Raw genomic sequence first — 15272 nt, 5'->3', positions numbered from 1 at the left:
CGTTTCCTGAAAACAAGGGAGAACCCGTCATGCCCGTTTCCGCGTCCCTGCGCGCCTTCGTCGAGGCCCTGCCCAAGGTCGAGTTGCACGTACACCTGGTCGGATCAGCCAGCGTCGACACCGTCCTGGCGCTGGCGAAACGTCACCCGGAGGCCGGTGTGCCTGCCGACCGCCAGGCGCTCGCCGAGTTCTACGAGTTCCGCGACTTCAACCACTTCCTCAAGGTCTACTGGGCCGTCCAGTCGATGCTGCGTGACCGGCACGACATCGAGACGCTCGTCGTCGGCCTGGCAGCAGACCTTGCCGCCCAGAACGCCCGCTACGCCGAGGTGACCGTCACCCCGTACAACCACCGGCTCGACGGCATGCCCGGCGACGAGCTGCTGACCGGCCTGGCCACCGGGCGGGCCCGTGCCGCCGCCGAGCACGGCGTCGAACTGGCCTGGTGCTTCGACATCCCCGGCGAGAAGGGCGTCGAGGCCGGCCGCGAGACGCTGGTGTTCGCGCTGCGCGAACGCCCCGACGGCCTGGTCAGCTTCGGCCTGGGCGGGCCGGAGGTCGGCGTCGGCCGGGCCCAGTTCGAACCGTTCTTCACCGCCGCGCGCGAGGCCGGGCTGCACAGCGTCCCGCACGCCGGTGAGACGACCGGGCCGGCGACCGTGTGGTCGGCACTGCACGACCTGGGCGCCGAGCGCATCGGCCACGGCACCAGTTCGGCGGCCGACCCGGCCCTGCTGGCTTATCTGGCCGAGCACCGTGTCCCGCTGGAGGTCTGCCCCACCTCCAACGTGCGGACCCAGCAGGTCGAGTCGCTGGCGGCGCACCCGCTGCGGCGCCTGCTCGACCACGGGGTGGCGGTGACGCTGAACACCGACGATCCGCCGATGTTCGGCGCCACCCTCAACGGCGAGTACCTGGCGGCGGCCGAGATCCTGGGGCTGCGCGGCGTGGAACTGGCCAACCTGGCCCGCACCGCGGTGGACGTGTCGTTCCTGCCCGGGCAGCGCAAGGCCGAGCTGACCGGGGAGATCGAAAACCTCGTTGCCGAGTACGGATTTCTTGCCTAACGTGGCGGTTACACGAGAAGGGAGGTGGTCCGAAGTTGGATAGCAACAGGACTCGTGAGGTGACTGTCCGCTAACGGACTTCATGGACTGCACACAGGAACTCCTTCCGACCACCTGTCGGCTCGTTTCCTGTGCAACCGTGTTTGCCTGTTAGCGAATACCAGGCAGTCACCGGCCCCCTGGCGTTCCCGAGACCCGGTCCGACTCGGGCCCGAACGGCTGACGACGTTCGGGAGTCGCGCTGGGGGTTCCCCATTTTTCCGCCCCGGTAAGGCACGATGGTGACGTGTTGTTCGAGTCCGTCGTCCGTCCCGCCCTCTACCGGCTCAGCCGCAACGACGCCGAGGTCGTGCACGAGCGCACCCTCGCCGTACTGGCCCGGGTGTCCCGCAGGCCGCTGCTGTTGCGTGCGCTGACCCGCCACTACGGCACGCCCGCGCCGTGCACGGTGTTCGGCGTGCGCTTCCCCAACCCGGTCGGGCTCGCCGCCGGCATGGACAAGGACGGGCGTGCGCTGGCCGCGTGGCCCGCGCTCGGTTTCGGCTTCGTCGAGGTGGGCACCGTCACCGGGCGGGCGCAGCCGGGCAACCCGCGGCCGCGGCTGTTCCACCTGCCCGGCAGCGACGCGGTGATCAACCGGATGGGCTTCAACAACGCCGGCGCCGCGGCACTGGCCGACCGGCTCGCCGCCGCCGGCAAGCCGCCGGTGCCGCTGGGCATCAGCATCGGCAAGTCCAAGGTCACCCCGCTGGACGAGGCGGTCGCCGACTACCAGGGCTCGCTGCGGCTGCTCTACCCCTACGCCGACTACTTCGCGGTCAACGTCAGCTCGCCGAACACCCCGGGCCTGCGCGCCCTGCAGGACCGCGAGGCGCTGGCCGAGCTGCTCGGCGCGCTGACCGCCACGGTGGCCGACCTGGCCGGAACCGACCGGCCGACGCCGCTGCTGGTGAAGGTGGCGCCGGACCTGTCCGACGACGCCCTGGGCGAGCTGCTGGAGGTCTGCCAGGACCACGGGGTGTCCGGGATCATCGCCACCAACACGACGCTGTCCAGGGACGGCCTCGCCGCGTCCGACGCCGCGCGCGCGGCCGAGTCCGGTGGCCTGTCCGGCGCTCCGCTGGCCGCGCGGGCGCTGGAGGTGGTGCGGTTCGTGCACAAGCACACCGGCGGCGCGCTGCCGGTGATCGGCGTGGGCGGCATCTCCGGTCCGGACGACGCGTGGCGGATGCGCGAGGCGGGTGCCGACCTCGTGCAGCTCTACACCGGGTTCGCCCTGTCCGGGCCCGGCCTGGTGCGCCGGGTGGCCCGCCGCCTGGCCGCGCCCGTGTGAGGGTGATTCAGGACAGTTCGCGCAGCGCCATGGCCAGGCCGGCCAGGCGGTCGGTGGCGTCGGTGAGCGCCTCCCTGGACGGGTCGAGACCGCTGCCCGCGGCCGCGACGGCCTGCCCTGCCGCCACGATCAGCCCGCCGTAGCCGTCCACGCCGTCGTCGAGCTGCTGGCGCAGCGTGGTGACCGCCGCCTCCAGCGCGGGCCGCTCCCCCGCCGGAGCGCTGTTGCGGGCCCGCTCGATGGCCTGGATCCGCCCGGACAGTCCCCGCAGCGCGGCCGAGGCCTCCTCGGCCGTGGCCCGCGCGTCGGCGACCGACACCTCGGGCACCGCACCGGCCCCGGACGCACCGGCCGCGGACAGCTGCGTCAGCAGCTCCGCCAGCGTGGCCTCCGACTCGGCGAGCCGCTGCATCGGCTCGCGGGCCGCCGACGACATCGGCGGCAACGGTGGCGGCGCCGCCGAGGCCGGGATCTCCGTGCGGTTCAGCCGGTGTAGCTTCATCCCCGACCGGATGGCGAACGTCCCCGACACCACTCCTGCGGCGACGGCCGCCATGCCGGCGAACATGGCCTCACCGGCGGCGGCGAGCCCGGTGAGGAACGCCGCGGCGGCCAGGCCGCACAGCAGCGTCACCACGATCCACAGCGTCATGAACCGGGACGTCCACCGCTTGCGCCGCTCCAGCTTGGCCGCCGGGTGGTTCCACCGGTCCCAGCGGCCCTTCACGTCGGACAGCGCCGGTGCGGCCATCGACGTCAGGTCCTGCATCGACGGCCGCGCCGGACGGGCGGGCGGAACCGGTGGCGTGGGCGGCTGCGGGACGCTCAGCTCCGGCTGCTTCGGGTTGGCCAGCCGGTAGGTCTTGGGCTCCCGCCCCTCCCCCTGCTGGCCCTCCTTCGGCGGCACGTAGCGCTGCAGCGTCTCCTGGGCCTTCTGCGCGTACTGCGGCAGGCGGTCGATGTGCTTCTCCAGCCTGGCGCTCAGGTCACTGAAGTCCCGCCGCTTACGCGAACCCACGACGCACCCACTCCTCCCCGATCACCCGAGAACGCCGCGAGCGTTCTCAGGCCTGGTTCTTCTGCCGCTCCGCCTGGACGCGGGCCTGGATCTCCTGCTGCACGCTGGCGCTGGTCTGGGCGGCCTTGGCCTGGTCGGCAGCCGCGGCGGCGGCCTTCGAGCCGTCGGTCACCTGCGCGACCGAGTCGCCCTTCATCGACGCCCGGATCTGCTCCAGCCGCGAGTGCCCGGCCAGCTGGGTGGTCGAGTGCTGGACCTCCAGCATGCGCCCCTGCACCGAGTTCTGGGCCAGCTCGGCCGAGCCCAGCGCGGTGGTGTAGCGCTTCTCGATCTTCTCCCGGATCTCCTCCAGCGACGGGGTGTTGCCCGGCGCGGCGAGCTCGGTCATGCGGTTGAGCGAGGCCGACACCTGCTCCTGCATCTTGGCCTGCTCCAGCTGCGAGAGCAGCTTGGTGCGCTCGGCCAGCTTCTGCTGCAGCATGCTGGCGTTGCGCTCGACGGCCTGCTTGGCCTGCGCGGCCGCCTGCAGCGACTGGTCGTGCAGCGTCTTGAGGTCCTCGATGCTCTGCTCGGCGGTCACCAGCTGGGCGGCGAAACCCTCGGCGGCGGTCTCGAACTCCTGCGCCTTCGCCTCGTCGCCCTTGGCCCGCGCCTCGTCGGCCAGGACCAGCGCCTGGCGGGTGGAAGCCTGCAGCTTCTCCACCTCGCTGAGCTGACGGTTGAGCTTCATCTCCAGCTGCCGCTGGTTACCGATGACCGCGGCGGCCTGCTGGGAGAGCGCCTGGTGGTTGCGCTGCGCCTCCTCGATGGCCTGCTGGATCTGTACCTTCGGGTCGGCGTGCTCGTCGATCTTCGACGAGAACGCAGCCATCAGGTACTTCCAGAACTTCACGAACGGACTGGCCATCTCCTCCGCCTGCCTTCTTGCGTCCCACTGTCCCTGGTACCGGGCTATCCGCGGCCCCCTGACCGCGTCCCGCTGGAGCGGTCGGTCTAGTCAAGCAACGTTCCGTACCCGGCGTTGGGTTCCATCGTGTCAGGTCGGCGCCTGTCCTTCCAGGCGACCCCGGGGTTTTTCAGGGTTGATCCCTACTGAGAGCAACCACCTCGCCCTGGGCGTGAACACGGCGAACGGCCCGTCGCCCGCGTTCGGTGCGGGCGACGGGCCGTTCGCGGCGTCTGTCAGGCAGCCCTCACGCCGCCACGGTCGCCGACACCGGCGGCGTGGAGATCGTGGTGCGCAGCGTCGTCGACATCCGCGGCGGACCGGAAAGCCGCAGGTCGGCGAGGTCGTTGCCGATCACGTCCGGGACCGGACGGCCTCCCTCGAACCCGCTGCCGGACGCCGTGGCGCCCTCGCTCTTCTTGCCGGCGGGCTCGTCGACCCGGCCGATGTCGACCTGGTCCAGCGCGGACACGTCGGCCGCCACCTTGTGCAGCAGCTCGCTCAGCGGCAGCTCGAGCGCGTCGCAGATCGAGGCCAGCAGCTCGCTGGATGCCTCCTTCTGGCCACGCTCCACCTCCGACAGGTAGCCCAGGCTGACCTTGGCGGCGCGGGAGATCTCGCGCAGCGTGCGACGCTGGTTGGTGCGGGCATGACGAAGCCGATCACCGATCGCTTCGCGCAACAGCACGGTCATCGCGCGCCTCCCTTCAGGGCCCGTCACTGCCATCACTGGCAGTTGGTGTACACGTTACCCAGACAGCACCGGGCAACGCAGGAGTTCACACCGTCGTACGCCAAGGGCGAACGCGTGGATCACGCGAGATGTTCCCGGAGCAGGCTCAGCGCGGCGTCGGCCGCCGCCGCGCGCACGGCCGCCCGGTCGCCGGGTAACCGCAGGTCACGAACGATTCGCAGGCCGGGACCGGCCAGTCCCAGGTACACCGTTCCCGGCGCCACGCCGTCCTGCGGGTCCGGGCCGGCCACGCCGGTCAGTCCCAGTCCCCAGTCGGCGCCGCACCGCGCAACGGCCCCTTCGGCGAGCCCGGCGGCCACCTCGGGGTCCACCGCACCCCGCGCCGCGAGCAGGTCCGGGTCGACCCCGGCCAGCTCCGCCTTGAGGTCCGTGGCGTACACCACGAGCCCGCCCCGCAGCACCGCGCTCGCCCCGGGCACCTCGGCCACCGTGGCGCAGACCAGGCCCGCGGTGAGCGACTCGGCCGCGGCCAGCGTCTGCCCCCGCCGGGTGAGCACGGTGACGACGCCGGCGGCGAGCGGGTTCACCGGCGCGGCCCCGGTGGGCGCCCCGCCGTCGCCCGCAGGCGCAGTGCCCGCACGACGTAGTCGAGGCCGGTGACGACGGTCAGCGCGACCGCCAGGCCCATCAGGCCCCAGCGCACCGCGTCGGCGGCCACCGAGTCGGGCAGCGGCAGCAGGTAGGCGGTGATCGCGGCGATCTGGGTGAGCGTCTTGGCCTTGCCGCCGCGAGTGGCCGGGATCACGCCGTAGCGGATCACCCAGAACCGCAGCAGGGTGACGCCGATCTCGCGCACCGCGATCACGATGGTGACCCACCAGCCCAGCTCGCCGAGCACGCTCAGGCCGATCAGCGCGGCGCCGGTCAGCGCCTTGTCCGCGATCGGGTCGGCGATCTTGCCGAAGTCGGTGATCAGGCCGTACCGCCGCGCCACCCAGCCGTCGACCTGGTCGGTGAACGACGCGATGGCGAACAGCGCGGTCGCCACCAGCCGCCAGAACGTCGTGTCGCCGGCGAACAACGCCACCACGAACAGCGGAACCAGAGCCAGCCGGGACAGCGTCAGCAGGTTGGCCACGTTCAGCGTGGGGACCTCGCCCCCGTCTCGAGCCTGGTGCGGGTCGCTCGGGGCCGCACTCACCGGCCCGGGTCCCCGGTCCGCCGCACGATCAGGTCCACGCCCTCGCTGTCGACCACCTCGGCCCGCACCAGCTCGCCCACGGCGGCGTCGAACGGCTCGGCGAACACGCACTCACCGTCGACCTCCGGCCCCTGGTGGGCGGCACGCCCGGTGACCTCGTCGCCGGTCTGCTCGACGATCACCTCGACGACCTCGCCGACGCGTTCCTCGGCGCGCTGCGTGGTCAGCTCCTCCACCAGCGCGGAGATGTGGCTGACCCGCTTCGCGATGGTCTCCTCATCCAGCTTGCCGTCCAGGCCCTCGGCCTCGGTGCCGTCCTCGTCGGAGTAGCCGAACACGCCCACCGCGTCCAGCCGGGCGCCGACCAGGAACCGTTCCAGCTCGGCCAGGTCGGCCTCCGTCTCGCCGGGGAAGCCGACGATGACGTTGGTACGCACGCCCGCGGCGGGCGCGTACTCGCGGATCTGGTCGAGCAGGGCGAGGAAGGAGTCGGTGGAGCCGAACCGGCGCATCCGCCGCAGCACGGTCTCGCTGGAGTGCTGGAAGGACAGGTCGAAGTAGTCGGCGACGCCCGGCGTCGTCGCGATGGCCTTGACCAGGCCGGGCCGGGTCTCGGCAGGCTGCAGGTAGGACACCCGGACGCGCTCGATGCCGTCGACTTCGGCCAGCCGGGGCAGCAGCAGTTCCAGTGCCCTGGTGCCGCCGTGGTCGCGGCCGAAGTCCTTGCCGTAGGACGTCGAGTTCTCGCTGACCAGGAACAGTTCCTTCACGCCCTGGCCGGCCAGCCAGGCGGCCTCGGCGACCAGCTCGTCGGGGTGGCGGGAGACGAACGAGCCGCGGAACGACGGGATGGCGCAGAACGAGCAGCGCCGGTCGCAGCCGGAGGCGATCTTCAGCGCGGCCACCGGGGCGTCGTCCAGCCGCGTGCGCAGCACCCGGGGGCCCCAGCCATCCTGGGCGTGGCCGGGCAGCGCGACCTCCTGGGCGACGTCCGGGCGCCGCACCGGGGTGATGGGCAGCAGGGTGCGCCGGTCGGCAGGCACGTGCGAGGCGACCGTGCCGCCCGCGACGATGTCGCCGAGCCGCTGCGCGAGGTCCGGGTAGTGGTCGAAGCCGAGCACGGCGTCGGCCTCGGGCAGGCTGTCGGCGAGCTCGGCGCCGTAGCGCTCGGCCATGCAGCCGACGGCGACCACCTTGGCGCCGGTGTCGGCGGCGGCCAGCAGCGTGTCGACGGAGTCCTTCTTGGCCGACTCGACGAAGCCGCAGGTGTTGACGACGATGACGTCGGAGTCCTCCGGCTCCTCGGACAGTTCCCAGCCACCGGCGGCCAGGCGGCCTGCCAGTTCCTCGGAGTCGACCTCGTTGCGGGCGCAGCCCAGCGTCAGCAACGAGACCCGGCGGCCAGGTGACGGTTCGGTGGCGGGAGCAGACACGACGCTCAGCGTAGCTGGACACACCGCGCGCTCCGCCGGTCACGCCCGCTCAGTAGGTTGACGGTGTGCCTCCCGTGCCCGCTCATGTCCGCCGCGCCCGCGTGACCGACGTCCGCGCGATCAAGGAACTGGTCGACGCCGACGCCGGCCGGGTCCTGCTGGAGAAGGAACTGGTCACCCTCTACGAGCACGTGCAGGAGTTCTGGGTGGCCGAGCACGACGGCCGGGTGGTCGGCGCCGGGGCGCTGCACGTGCTCTGGGAGGACCTCGGCGAGCTGCGCACGATCGTGGTGGACAAGGCCGCCCGCGGCCTCGGCATCGGCTATGCGCTGGTCGCCCGGCTCATCGAGGTGGCCGTCGAGCTGCAGTTGCGGCGGGTGTTCGTGCTGACGTTCGAAACCAGCTTCTTCTCCCGGCACGGCTTCCGGGAGATCGAGGGCGCTCCGGTGACCGAGGAGGTCTACGAGCAGATGCGGCGGTCGATCGACCCCGGTGTCGCCGAGTTCCTGGATCTGCCCTTCGTGAAGCCCAACACGCTGGGCAACACCCGCATGCTGCTCGACCTGTAACTCGAACAGACGTTCGATAACGCACGGTATCGGGCGGTGGAATTCCGAGATAGCCGTCGATCAGGGGTGGTGCGGCGGACGGCCGCGGCCGAAGCTGTTGTGGCTTCCGTCACGGACCTGCGAGGGAGAACCCGATGTCGACGTCCACCCTGCCTGCCACCCGGACCCGCCGAACGGGGCTGTTGCGCCGGATCGCCGTCACCGCCGCCGTCGCGGGCGGGCTGATGTTCGGCGCGGGTACCGCGAACGCCATCGACGTGCGGGCGGTGACCGACGACTACCTGTTCAAGAAGTCCCTGTCCGGCTTCGTCAGCGTGCGCGGCACCTACCCGAGCCAGCTCGACTGGTCCACCGACGCGTGCTCGTGGTCGCCGGACAAGCCGCTGGGCTACGACTTCACCCGCGCGTGCTGGCGGCACGACTTCGGCTACCGCAACTACAAGAAGCAGAGCCGGTTCACCGAGGCCAACCGCAAGAAGATCGACGACAAGTTCTACGCCGACATGAAGTCGGTCTGCGCGGGCCGGTGGCAGTGCGACGCCGCCGCGTGGACCTACTACCAGGCCGTACGGAAGTTCGGCGCCAGCTGAGCCCAAGTGGCTGCAGCTCAGCACTACATTCGATCACCACTCCGGATCACCGGACAAGATCAAGGTCCGTAAACGGTCCACAATCCCAGCACACCCGGAACGACTCGCACGACTGGGCGTTCCGGGTGTGGCTGGTTCTTGTCGGGGTCGGCGTCCTGGCCCTGCTACTCAGCCCCCTGCTCATGGTCGGCTCCGGCCACGTGTTCGCCGCCTTCTTCTCCTTCGGCGTCGCGCCGGCCGCGCTCCTGGCGCTGCTTTACATCGCCCGCACCCAAGGACCCGACCAGTGAAGCGGCTACGCCGCGGCGGCCGGATCCTGGCGGACTTCGTTGTCACGCTGGCGGTACACCTCGGCCTGGTCCGGTGGCCCGATGACCAGTAACGCGCACGTGATCACCACCGACTACGGGGGCAGCCGACGAAGGGACGCCGCCGTCATGTCGCCACGCCAGTTCGCAGCGCTTGTCGCCGCCGCCCTACTCATCGCCGGCATCATCGGCCTGTCGGTCACCGTCACCGCCACGACCGCGACGAACCGGAGCGTCGAGTGTGGAACAGGCTGGGCGGAGTCGAGTGCGTCGACCTTCCAGTCCGATCTCGCGGACGCGATGTTCGCCGATGCCCGCGGCACTGCCAGCCGCGGCAACGCGGAGTCGGTCTGCGAGGAGGCCACCACCGATCGTCGACTCTGGGCCTGGCCGTTGGTCGGGCTGGGCGCGATCGGGCTCTTCGGGGCACTCGTCGTCCGCCGGGAGCGCGAGGAGCCGACGGCCCGCGACACCGAGCCCACAGCGTGACTGGCTGAGTTGCTGCTCAGGCGGTGAGGTCGGCGAGCACGGTGCGGACGATCGCGCGTGCGTCCGCGCCGGTGGCTGCGAGCGGCCACAGCTGGTCGGCGATGCGGTGGTACAGCGCGACGTCGTCAGGCTGCTCGGTGGACGCTTCGGCGTGGAACACCTCGACGAGTACGAAGTCGTCGAGGATGCAGAAGCCGTGGAGCGGCGGCACCGGCAGCTCGACACCGAACGGCACGATGCCGAGCGTGACCGACGGCAAGCCGTCCAGCGCCAGGAACCGGTCGAGCTGCGCCGCCATGACCGCAGGGCCCGCGATCGGATAGCGGAGCGCGAACTCCGACGTCAGCAGCGTGATCTTCTTCGTGGAGTCGTACAGCACCCGCTGGCGCTCCATCCGGGCGCGTACCGCGGCGTCGGTGTCGCGCGGCGTGTCCCGCAGCGCGGCGAGCGCGGTGAGCACAACGTGGGCGTACTCGGCGGTCTGGAGCAGGCCAGGCACCAGAGCCATGTCGAACGCGCGGATCCTCGTGGCGCGCTGCTCGAGCGACGCCATGTCCTCCTGGGCGGCGCGGTGCCCGGCGGCCAGCTGCCGGGACCAGCGGGCTTCGTCGGCGCGGATCGCGCGCAGCTCGGCGCGGAGACGTTCCGCCTCCTCCGCCGGTGCGTCGGTGGCTGCGCACCACGTGAGGATGTCGGCGTCGGTCACGGACTGCCGACCGTTGAGGATCTTCGACACCTTGCTGGCCTGCCAGCCGACGGCAGCGGCGAACTGGCGTCCGGACAGGCCGGCGGCGGACAGCAGCACGCGCAGCTGGTCGGCGAGCGCTATCCGCCGCTGTTCGGGACTGGTCACTGATCCTTCCTGGCGGTCAGGCCGGCGAGGAACTGCCGGTGCGGGACGGCGTGGGGCCAGATCACATCACGCCACCGGCGGTGCTGGGAGATCACCTCCCCGGCAGTGGAGGTGCGGAGCCCAGCCAACAGGCCGTTGTCGCCGAACACCAGGACCGCGACCCGCGCGTCGTCGATCAGGTAGTAGTCGTACGCGGGCATCCCGAGGCGGGCGGCGGCGTGCTGCTCGACCCACCGGATGTCCTCGCCGGCGTCGACGTTCATGTAGCTGACGTCGAGCTGGCACCGCAGGTATTCGGTGATGGGGTCGGTGAGCAGGCGGACCCGCTGGAACGGGATGCCGCGCTGCACCAGGTCCTGGACGTAGTCGATCCATGGCTGGTCTGCTGCTGGGTCGCGGCCGAGGCCTGCGCGCCAGCGGCGCATCAGGTCGGCGTCGATGGCGGAGTAGTCGCCTTGGCATTCCCAGCGCCAGGAGGACAGGGTGACGTTGTCCAGCAGCTCACCGAGGGCGTCCGGGCCGTGTTCTGCCCAGGTCACCCGCGCTCCGTGAAGAACCGCAGCAGCTCCTTCGGAACCTCGACGGCGGTTTCGTGGTCGGGTAGGCCGCGCTCGCGCAGCGCGGCCAGTGCTTCGTCGTCGGTCACTCGGTAGCCCTGGACTACGAAGGTGCCTCGGTCTGTCGCCCAGGCCGTGGGGCTCGAGCCCTTGTCGGAGTCGGTGCCGAGGAAGGTCAGCTTCACGGTGTCCTCCTGTTGATCGTGGACTTCACCGTCGCATCGTGACGGCAATCTTCGCAACGACCCATCCGTCATCCGGGTGCAAGTTCCCAGGTAGGCGATCACGGAGCGTGCCTGCCCGCCGGTTCCCGAGACTCCATCTAGGGGATCTTCCGCAGTGTTGCTTGAGTGTTGCTCAAATTGCTAGAACCATGCGCGAGTAGGCATCGAAGGGCGCGTGATGATCGAGGGCGATGGGTACGACTGGTGGACTTCCTGGCTGGTCCAGAACGGGGTCCGACCCCACGACCACCAGCGGCAACCCGTCGCCGTTGGCCTGGTCGAAGTCAGCGAGCCGCCGGACCTGGTCATCGGGCTGCGTGTCGGCGGCGAAGCAGCGCTGCTCGGGGACGACGCGGCCGCAACCGTCCTGTCGTACATCCGCATGGCCATCCAGGAGAAGGCACGCGTTCAGCAGCAGCGGGGCGGCGAGCGCTGATGGAGCCGGAGCGGAACGTGTGTATCGGTGCCGACACCTGGGACCGCATCGACGAGGACGGTGACGATGGCGACGACGACAGAGTTCGAGCCGGCGACGGTGTGCTTCCACGATGCTCACTTCACCCACCGCACCTGCCCGTGTTTCGCGCCCACGGCCACGCCTGCGGCCCCGGTGCCCGATCCGCGAACACCGCCCGGACGACGCGCCCGGGAGCTGGCCGCCCACATCGTGACCAGCTACGTCGACAACGAGGAGTCGATGGGCGCGATCGCGAAGAGGCTGAAGCTCACCCGGTGGCATGTGCGCAACGTCCTCGTGGCCGCTGACGTGAAGCTGCGGCCCGTGGTCAACCAGCACACCTTGCACGCATGAGCCACCAGGACACGGCGCTGTTCCAGCTGGCCGCCCGCACCGCCCAGCTAGTCGGGCACGTGATCACCGTGGTAGCCGAGCCGCTGCCCGGCCGGCGGGCGCTGACGGTGGCCCGGATGCGGGAGCTGGCCGCGCTGATGGTGCGCCTGTCAAACCAGCTGCGCGCCTCGGCCGACCGGTGGCGCCTGGAGGCCGACACGATCGAGAACGAACCACGGACATGAACGGCCGCAACTACCACTACGACCCCATCGGCATCGGGTCGCTGCTCCTGCCCTGCGAACGCCAGGGCCTCCAGGTACGGGGACACAGCGAGCCGCCATCCGCTGAAACTGTCGCCTACCGGCTGCTGGAGGCAGCAGGGTTCGTCGGGCACCAGAGCGACTACGGCTCGCCGGGGGCGCTCCGGCTCGAACGGGTCTGGGCACGCGACTCGGCGGACTTCTTCGGGGTGGCGTCCGGCAACTGCACCGGCTACAGCATCCGCGGCGACCGGCTCGTCGACCGCCGCGACGGCGGCTGGCAGGACATCGTGGCCATCGCCGAGTGGCTGGCCGCGCAGCCGCGCCCGGACAGGTACCCGCTGTGGCAGACCACCGACTCCCCGGCCTGCTGATCTGCACCCTCCTACGGGAGGCCAGCGGGCCGGGGCGCCCCCGGGGCCCTGCGTCGCGCAACCGAAGGGAGCGCAGGACAACCCCCGGGGGCACCTGAACCCCCCGTCCGGCGCGATGACTTGCAGCCGAGCGACCGCGCCGGCCGGGTACGCGGCCCTCACCCCGCACGTCACCGGGGCGGGGGCCGTTCCAACGTCACCAGGAGGTTCGCCACGCCGTGAAGCAGATGATCACCCGGCTCGACGAGGACCTGCACGCCCGAGTACAGGGCGTGGCAGCCGAGCGCGGACTCAGCGCGAACCAGTTCGTCGTCCACCTGCTGACCACGGCGGTAACCATCGGGCAGGTCGGCGTGCTGGACCTGATGGAGATCACGGCCCTGAACGAGATGCGGCGCCAGGCCGAGGCGATCGCGCGTGATCTCGAACGGGCCATCGGCGGCGCGCAGGAACTGCTCGCCGCGCTGGAGCGGGCCAGCGGCCCGGCGCCATTCGACCGAACGAGGACCACCTGATCCCCCGACCGTTGCAACAGTCGAACGTGCGTTCTATCGTCATCGGCGCGCTTCCCCACCGCACGACAACGAAGGGGAACCGTCATGTCCAGCTACTACCCGCCACCGCCGCCACCGCCCAGGTCCGTGATCGACTGGTACAGCGACGGCATCGCCGTCCTGGAACGGGCCCGGGAACGGGCACTCGCCCGGCGGGTCCCGATCGCAGGGGGCGACCTGTTCCGCGCGATGGAGCTGGCCCAGGAGCTGGTGCGGATCGAGGACCCGCACGCACACTGACCAGGGCGGCCTTGCCCGCTGCTGACTGAACAGGCAAGGCCGCAGCGCCCGCCGGCTCAGGTGGCGGACTGCCCCATGACCTACCCGATCACTTAGCGGGCATGCACCTGACGCAGAGAACGGCCCCGCGCTCCGGTGGGAGCGCGGGGCCGTGGGCTGCCGCAAGGGGTCGGCAGCCGGTCAGGCGGCGGCGTCGCCAGGGGGCAGCTGGAGCAGCCTGCGGATGAGATCGATTCCAGATGGCCGCACGTAGGTGGTGTAGCCAGTGCGCACCGTCTCACCGATGTCGAAGTCGCGCGCCACCACCCGGAAGTGCTTGGCGTGCTGCTCATACGGGGTGTTGTGCCGCCGACCGCCGGTGATGAGAACCCGCTTGGCGCGGAGGTGGGCGAACAGGGTGTTCTGGCCGATGCCGAGCATCTTCGCCACCGTGCCGACCGCGTAGTCGCCCTCAGCGGTGAGGAACCGGTCGAACGCTTCAGCCTTCGGTTCCAGCTCCTGCACCCTTCGCGCGGCGGCCAGGCGTCCAAGTTCGGACTCACGGGCGAGGTCGATCAGCTCCAAGCGTGTCAGCTCGCGCTGCGGGCGCCGGTCGACCACGCCCTTCTCCCGCAGCTCCCGCAGGATGGCGGTCACCCGCTTGGTCAGCTCACGGGCCGCGGGGAGGTTACTGCGGAAGATCAGCCGCCAGATGCCCTCCTCGTAGACGACGGAAACCCGCTGGTCACCGCCAGGGGTACCCACAATCTGGGTACCCTTTTCCTCCTCATCGAGGAGGCGGGTCGCCTTGTCGGCGTCGCGGTGGCCGAGAGCCTTAGCGAACGGCCCGGCGACCACGTACGCACGGCCGGTGTCGGTCAGGCCGAAGTGTTCGGGGCCGAGTCCGTCGCCCATGCCGGTGAAGAGGTCCATCTCACCGTTCGGCGAGCCTTCTGGCTGGTCAGGGGTGTTACTGATACGGTTGCGCATGGCGCCAGTCCTCCTTGAACTGAGCTGGTGTCGATGCCCTTGAGCCGGGTCGTAGCCCCGGCCCTGAGGCCCTTGCAGGGGGCCGCACGCCGGAATCGTGCGGCCCCCTTCTTCATCCCCTTTCGGGAACTCTGGAGAGCTTACTCCGCACATCCGACACCAGACGCAAGCGACTCGCCGACGTCGTTTCGTAGACGTGTTCGATCATGCAGAGGTACACAGAAGTAAGCAGAAGTAAGCAGAAGTAAGAGAACCGAAGAGCAGTCACTATTCGCGACTAGCACAGCGTTGGAGCATCACTGCTGGTAGTCGCCCTATGGGCGACCGTCGTGACGACCGTTGCACGCGCGCAACAATCCACACGAAGGGACGTCCCAGGAATACGTGTATTACGTTAAAACGTGTGTACTAACACCTTGTCCGCTAATGGGCTGTAATGGGCTGTAGTGGGCTGTAATGGGCTGTAATGGGCTCTAGCGGGTACTCATCACTACGGGGTTCTTGCCGCAGTCGTCAGGGGCGATGCTCGCCGAGCCGGATACCGGCCTCGTCGCGGTAGCTGGGCGGCCGAACCGAGCCCAGCAGCACGCGGGTCAGCCAGTTCGGTAGTTGTGGTTCGAGCCACCGCAGCGCGGCGTAGACGACGGCCAGGACGACGGGGACGACCAGCTGCTCACCGAGCCCACCGAGCACGTCGACGACGGCGGCCGGCAGGCCGAGCGACACGGCCCACGCGGCCAGCGCGGCCCAGAGACCAGGCACGACGGTGCGCACCCACGAAGTGACGACGTCAGACATGG

23 protein-coding genes are annotated in these 15272 nt (G+C 70.5%); 12 read left to right on the top strand and 11 right to left on the bottom strand.

Annotated elements, in window-relative coordinates; genetic code table 11:
• Positions 1-29 precede the first annotated feature (29 nt).
• Positions 30-1067: an adenosine deaminase gene (gene add / locus EWH70_RS32650; protein WP_130479430.1), complete on the top strand. Its 1038-nt coding sequence runs from the start codon at positions 30-32 to the stop codon at positions 1065-1067.
• 286 nt (positions 1068-1353) lie between these two features.
• The gene (locus tag EWH70_RS32645) at positions 1354-2400 is read left to right on the top strand and encodes a quinone-dependent dihydroorotate dehydrogenase (RefSeq protein WP_130479429.1); all 1047 of its coding nucleotides are present in this window, start codon (positions 1354-1356) and stop codon (positions 2398-2400) included.
• Between the two features lie 7 nt (positions 2401-2407).
• Here EWH70_RS32645 and pspM read toward each other — a convergent pair whose 3' ends face one another.
• The 6 genes from pspM to rimO all read right to left on the bottom strand — a co-directional run bounded on the left by pspM (position 2408) and on the right by rimO (position 7692).
• Positions 2408-3418, bottom strand: a complete 1011-nt coding sequence (gene pspM / locus EWH70_RS32640) for a phage shock envelope stress response protein PspM (protein ID WP_130479428.1) — start codon at positions 3416-3418, stop codon at positions 2408-2410.
• 46 nt (positions 3419-3464) lie between these two features.
• A complete protein-coding gene (locus tag EWH70_RS32635) occupies positions 3465-4325 on the bottom strand; it encodes a PspA/IM30 family protein (RefSeq protein WP_130479427.1) in 861 nt (286 codons plus the stop codon).
• Positions 4326-4611: 286 nt separating this feature from the next.
• A complete protein-coding gene (locus tag EWH70_RS32630) occupies positions 4612-5058 on the bottom strand; it encodes a helix-turn-helix domain-containing protein (RefSeq protein ID WP_130479426.1) in 447 nt (148 codons plus the stop codon).
• Between the two features lie 119 nt (positions 5059-5177).
• A complete protein-coding gene (locus tag EWH70_RS32625; RefSeq protein ID WP_130479425.1) occupies positions 5178-5645 on the bottom strand; it encodes a CinA family protein in 468 nt (155 codons plus the stop codon).
• Positions 5642-6259: a CDP-diacylglycerol--glycerol-3-phosphate 3-phosphatidyltransferase gene (gene pgsA / locus EWH70_RS32620; protein WP_130479424.1), complete on the bottom strand. Its 618-nt coding sequence runs from the start codon at positions 6257-6259 to the stop codon at positions 5642-5644. Before pgsA ends, EWH70_RS32625 begins: the two co-directional genes overlap by 4 nt.
• The gene (gene rimO, locus EWH70_RS32615; protein ID WP_130479423.1) at positions 6256-7692 is read right to left on the bottom strand and encodes a 30S ribosomal protein S12 methylthiotransferase RimO; all 1437 of its coding nucleotides are present in this window, start codon (positions 7690-7692) and stop codon (positions 6256-6258) included. The genes pgsA and rimO overlap by 4 nt, the downstream gene beginning before the upstream one ends.
• 74 nt (positions 7693-7766) lie before the next feature.
• Here rimO and EWH70_RS32610 point away from each other — a divergent pair, with 74 nt between their 5' ends.
• The 4 genes from EWH70_RS32610 (at position 7767) to EWH70_RS32600 (ending at position 9648) form a co-directional block, all read left to right on the top strand.
• Complete coding sequence (locus EWH70_RS32610; RefSeq protein WP_240687344.1) at positions 7767-8261, top strand: amino-acid N-acetyltransferase; 495 nt, start codon at positions 7767-7769, stop codon at positions 8259-8261.
• 134 nt (positions 8262-8395) lie between these two features.
• On the top strand, positions 8396-8851 hold the full coding sequence (locus EWH70_RS32605; RefSeq protein WP_130479421.1) for a phospholipase: 456 nt from the start codon (positions 8396-8398) through the stop codon (positions 8849-8851).
• Positions 8852-8976: 125 nt separating this feature from the next.
• The gene (locus EWH70_RS35710; protein WP_165436517.1) at positions 8977-9141 is read left to right on the top strand and encodes a hypothetical protein; all 165 of its coding nucleotides are present in this window, start codon (positions 8977-8979) and stop codon (positions 9139-9141) included.
• A gap of 81 nt (positions 9142-9222) precedes the next feature.
• Positions 9223-9648: a hypothetical protein gene (locus tag EWH70_RS32600; RefSeq protein WP_130479420.1), complete on the top strand. Its 426-nt coding sequence runs from the start codon at positions 9223-9225 to the stop codon at positions 9646-9648.
• A gap of 16 nt (positions 9649-9664) precedes the next feature.
• Here the strand turns inward: EWH70_RS32600 and EWH70_RS32595 are convergent, their stop codons facing one another.
• From EWH70_RS32595 to EWH70_RS32585, 3 genes are read right to left on the bottom strand one after another with little or no spacing between them, the layout of a single operon-like run.
• Positions 9665-10501 carry a helix-turn-helix domain-containing protein gene (locus EWH70_RS32595; RefSeq protein ID WP_130479419.1) on the bottom strand — a complete coding sequence of 279 codons (837 nt, stop codon included), beginning with the start codon at positions 10499-10501 and terminating at the stop codon, positions 9665-9667.
• The gene (locus tag EWH70_RS32590) at positions 10498-11040 is read right to left on the bottom strand and encodes a DUF6879 family protein (protein WP_130479418.1); all 543 of its coding nucleotides are present in this window, start codon (positions 11038-11040) and stop codon (positions 10498-10500) included. The genes EWH70_RS32595 and EWH70_RS32590 overlap by 4 nt, the downstream gene beginning before the upstream one ends.
• Positions 11037-11243, bottom strand: a complete 207-nt coding sequence (locus EWH70_RS32585; protein ID WP_130479417.1) for a hypothetical protein — start codon at positions 11241-11243, stop codon at positions 11037-11039. The genes EWH70_RS32590 and EWH70_RS32585 overlap by 4 nt, the downstream gene beginning before the upstream one ends.
• Positions 11244-11460: 217 nt before the next feature.
• Between EWH70_RS32585 and EWH70_RS32580 the strand changes: the two genes are divergently transcribed.
• The 6 genes from EWH70_RS32580 (at position 11461) to EWH70_RS32555 (ending at position 13503) form a co-directional block, all read left to right on the top strand.
• On the top strand, positions 11461-11718 hold the full coding sequence (locus EWH70_RS32580) for a hypothetical protein (protein ID WP_130479416.1): 258 nt from the start codon (positions 11461-11463) through the stop codon (positions 11716-11718).
• A gap of 60 nt (positions 11719-11778) precedes the next feature.
• On the top strand, positions 11779-12093 hold the full coding sequence (locus EWH70_RS32575; protein WP_130479415.1) for a hypothetical protein: 315 nt from the start codon (positions 11779-11781) through the stop codon (positions 12091-12093).
• Positions 12090-12317: a hypothetical protein gene (locus EWH70_RS32570; RefSeq protein ID WP_130479414.1), complete on the top strand. Its 228-nt coding sequence runs from the start codon at positions 12090-12092 to the stop codon at positions 12315-12317. The genes EWH70_RS32575 and EWH70_RS32570 overlap by 4 nt, the downstream gene beginning before the upstream one ends.
• The gene (locus EWH70_RS32565) at positions 12314-12709 is read left to right on the top strand and encodes a hypothetical protein (protein ID WP_130479413.1); all 396 of its coding nucleotides are present in this window, start codon (positions 12314-12316) and stop codon (positions 12707-12709) included. Before EWH70_RS32570 ends, EWH70_RS32565 begins: the two co-directional genes overlap by 4 nt.
• A gap of 227 nt (positions 12710-12936) precedes the next feature.
• The gene (locus tag EWH70_RS32560) at positions 12937-13224 is read left to right on the top strand and encodes a toxin-antitoxin system HicB family antitoxin (RefSeq protein WP_240687350.1); all 288 of its coding nucleotides are present in this window, start codon (positions 12937-12939) and stop codon (positions 13222-13224) included.
• An 84-nt stretch (positions 13225-13308) separates the two neighbouring features.
• A complete protein-coding gene (locus EWH70_RS32555) occupies positions 13309-13503 on the top strand; it encodes a hypothetical protein (protein WP_130479411.1) in 195 nt (64 codons plus the stop codon).
• A gap of 180 nt (positions 13504-13683) precedes the next feature.
• Here the strand turns inward: EWH70_RS32555 and EWH70_RS32550 are convergent, their stop codons facing one another.
• Together EWH70_RS32550 and EWH70_RS32545 are read right to left on the bottom strand one after the other, a co-directional pair.
• A complete protein-coding gene (locus tag EWH70_RS32550) occupies positions 13684-14415 on the bottom strand; it encodes a phage antirepressor (RefSeq protein ID WP_165436516.1) in 732 nt (243 codons plus the stop codon).
• Between the two features lie 570 nt (positions 14416-14985).
• On the bottom strand, positions 14986-15270 hold the full coding sequence (locus EWH70_RS32545) for a hypothetical protein (protein WP_130479409.1): 285 nt from the start codon (positions 15268-15270) through the stop codon (positions 14986-14988).
• Positions 15271-15272 lie beyond the last annotated feature (2 nt).

The organism is Amycolatopsis suaedae (assembly GCF_004214935.1).
Classification (GTDB): domain Bacteria; phylum Actinomycetota; class Actinomycetes; order Mycobacteriales; family Pseudonocardiaceae; genus Amycolatopsis; species Amycolatopsis suaedae.
Note: the sequence above shows the minus strand (reverse complement) of the source record. Positions and strands in the feature narration are given on the sequence as shown.

Coding starts and splice junctions, on each gene's coding strand:
- add (WP_130479430.1), top strand. CDS start 30: ATGCCCGTTTCCGCGTCCCTGCGCGCCTTCGTCGAGGCCCTGCCCAAG.
- EWH70_RS32635 (WP_130479427.1), bottom strand. CDS start 4,325: ATGGCCAGTCCGTTCGTGAAGTTCTGGAAGTACCTGATGGCTGCGTTC.
- EWH70_RS32630 (WP_130479426.1), bottom strand. CDS start 5,058: ATGACCGTGCTGTTGCGCGAAGCGATCGGTGATCGGCTTCGTCATGCC.
- EWH70_RS32605 (WP_130479421.1), top strand. CDS start 8,396: ATGTCGACGTCCACCCTGCCTGCCACCCGGACCCGCCGAACGGGGCTG.
- EWH70_RS32600 (WP_130479420.1), top strand. CDS start 9,223: ATGACCAGTAACGCGCACGTGATCACCACCGACTACGGGGGCAGCCGA.
- EWH70_RS32580 (WP_130479416.1), top strand. CDS start 11,461: ATGATCGAGGGCGATGGGTACGACTGGTGGACTTCCTGGCTGGTCCAG.
- EWH70_RS32570 (WP_130479414.1), top strand. CDS start 12,090: ATGAGCCACCAGGACACGGCGCTGTTCCAGCTGGCCGCCCGCACCGCC.
- EWH70_RS32565 (WP_130479413.1), top strand. CDS start 12,314: ATGAACGGCCGCAACTACCACTACGACCCCATCGGCATCGGGTCGCTG.
- EWH70_RS32560 (WP_240687350.1), top strand. CDS start 12,937: ATGATCACCCGGCTCGACGAGGACCTGCACGCCCGAGTACAGGGCGTG.
- EWH70_RS32555 (WP_130479411.1), top strand. CDS start 13,309: ATGTCCAGCTACTACCCGCCACCGCCGCCACCGCCCAGGTCCGTGATC.
- EWH70_RS32550 (WP_165436516.1), bottom strand. CDS start 14,415: ATGGACCTCTTCACCGGCATGGGCGACGGACTCGGCCCCGAACACTTC.
- EWH70_RS32545 (WP_130479409.1), bottom strand. CDS start 15,270: ATGTCTGACGTCGTCACTTCGTGGGTGCGCACCGTCGTGCCTGGTCTC.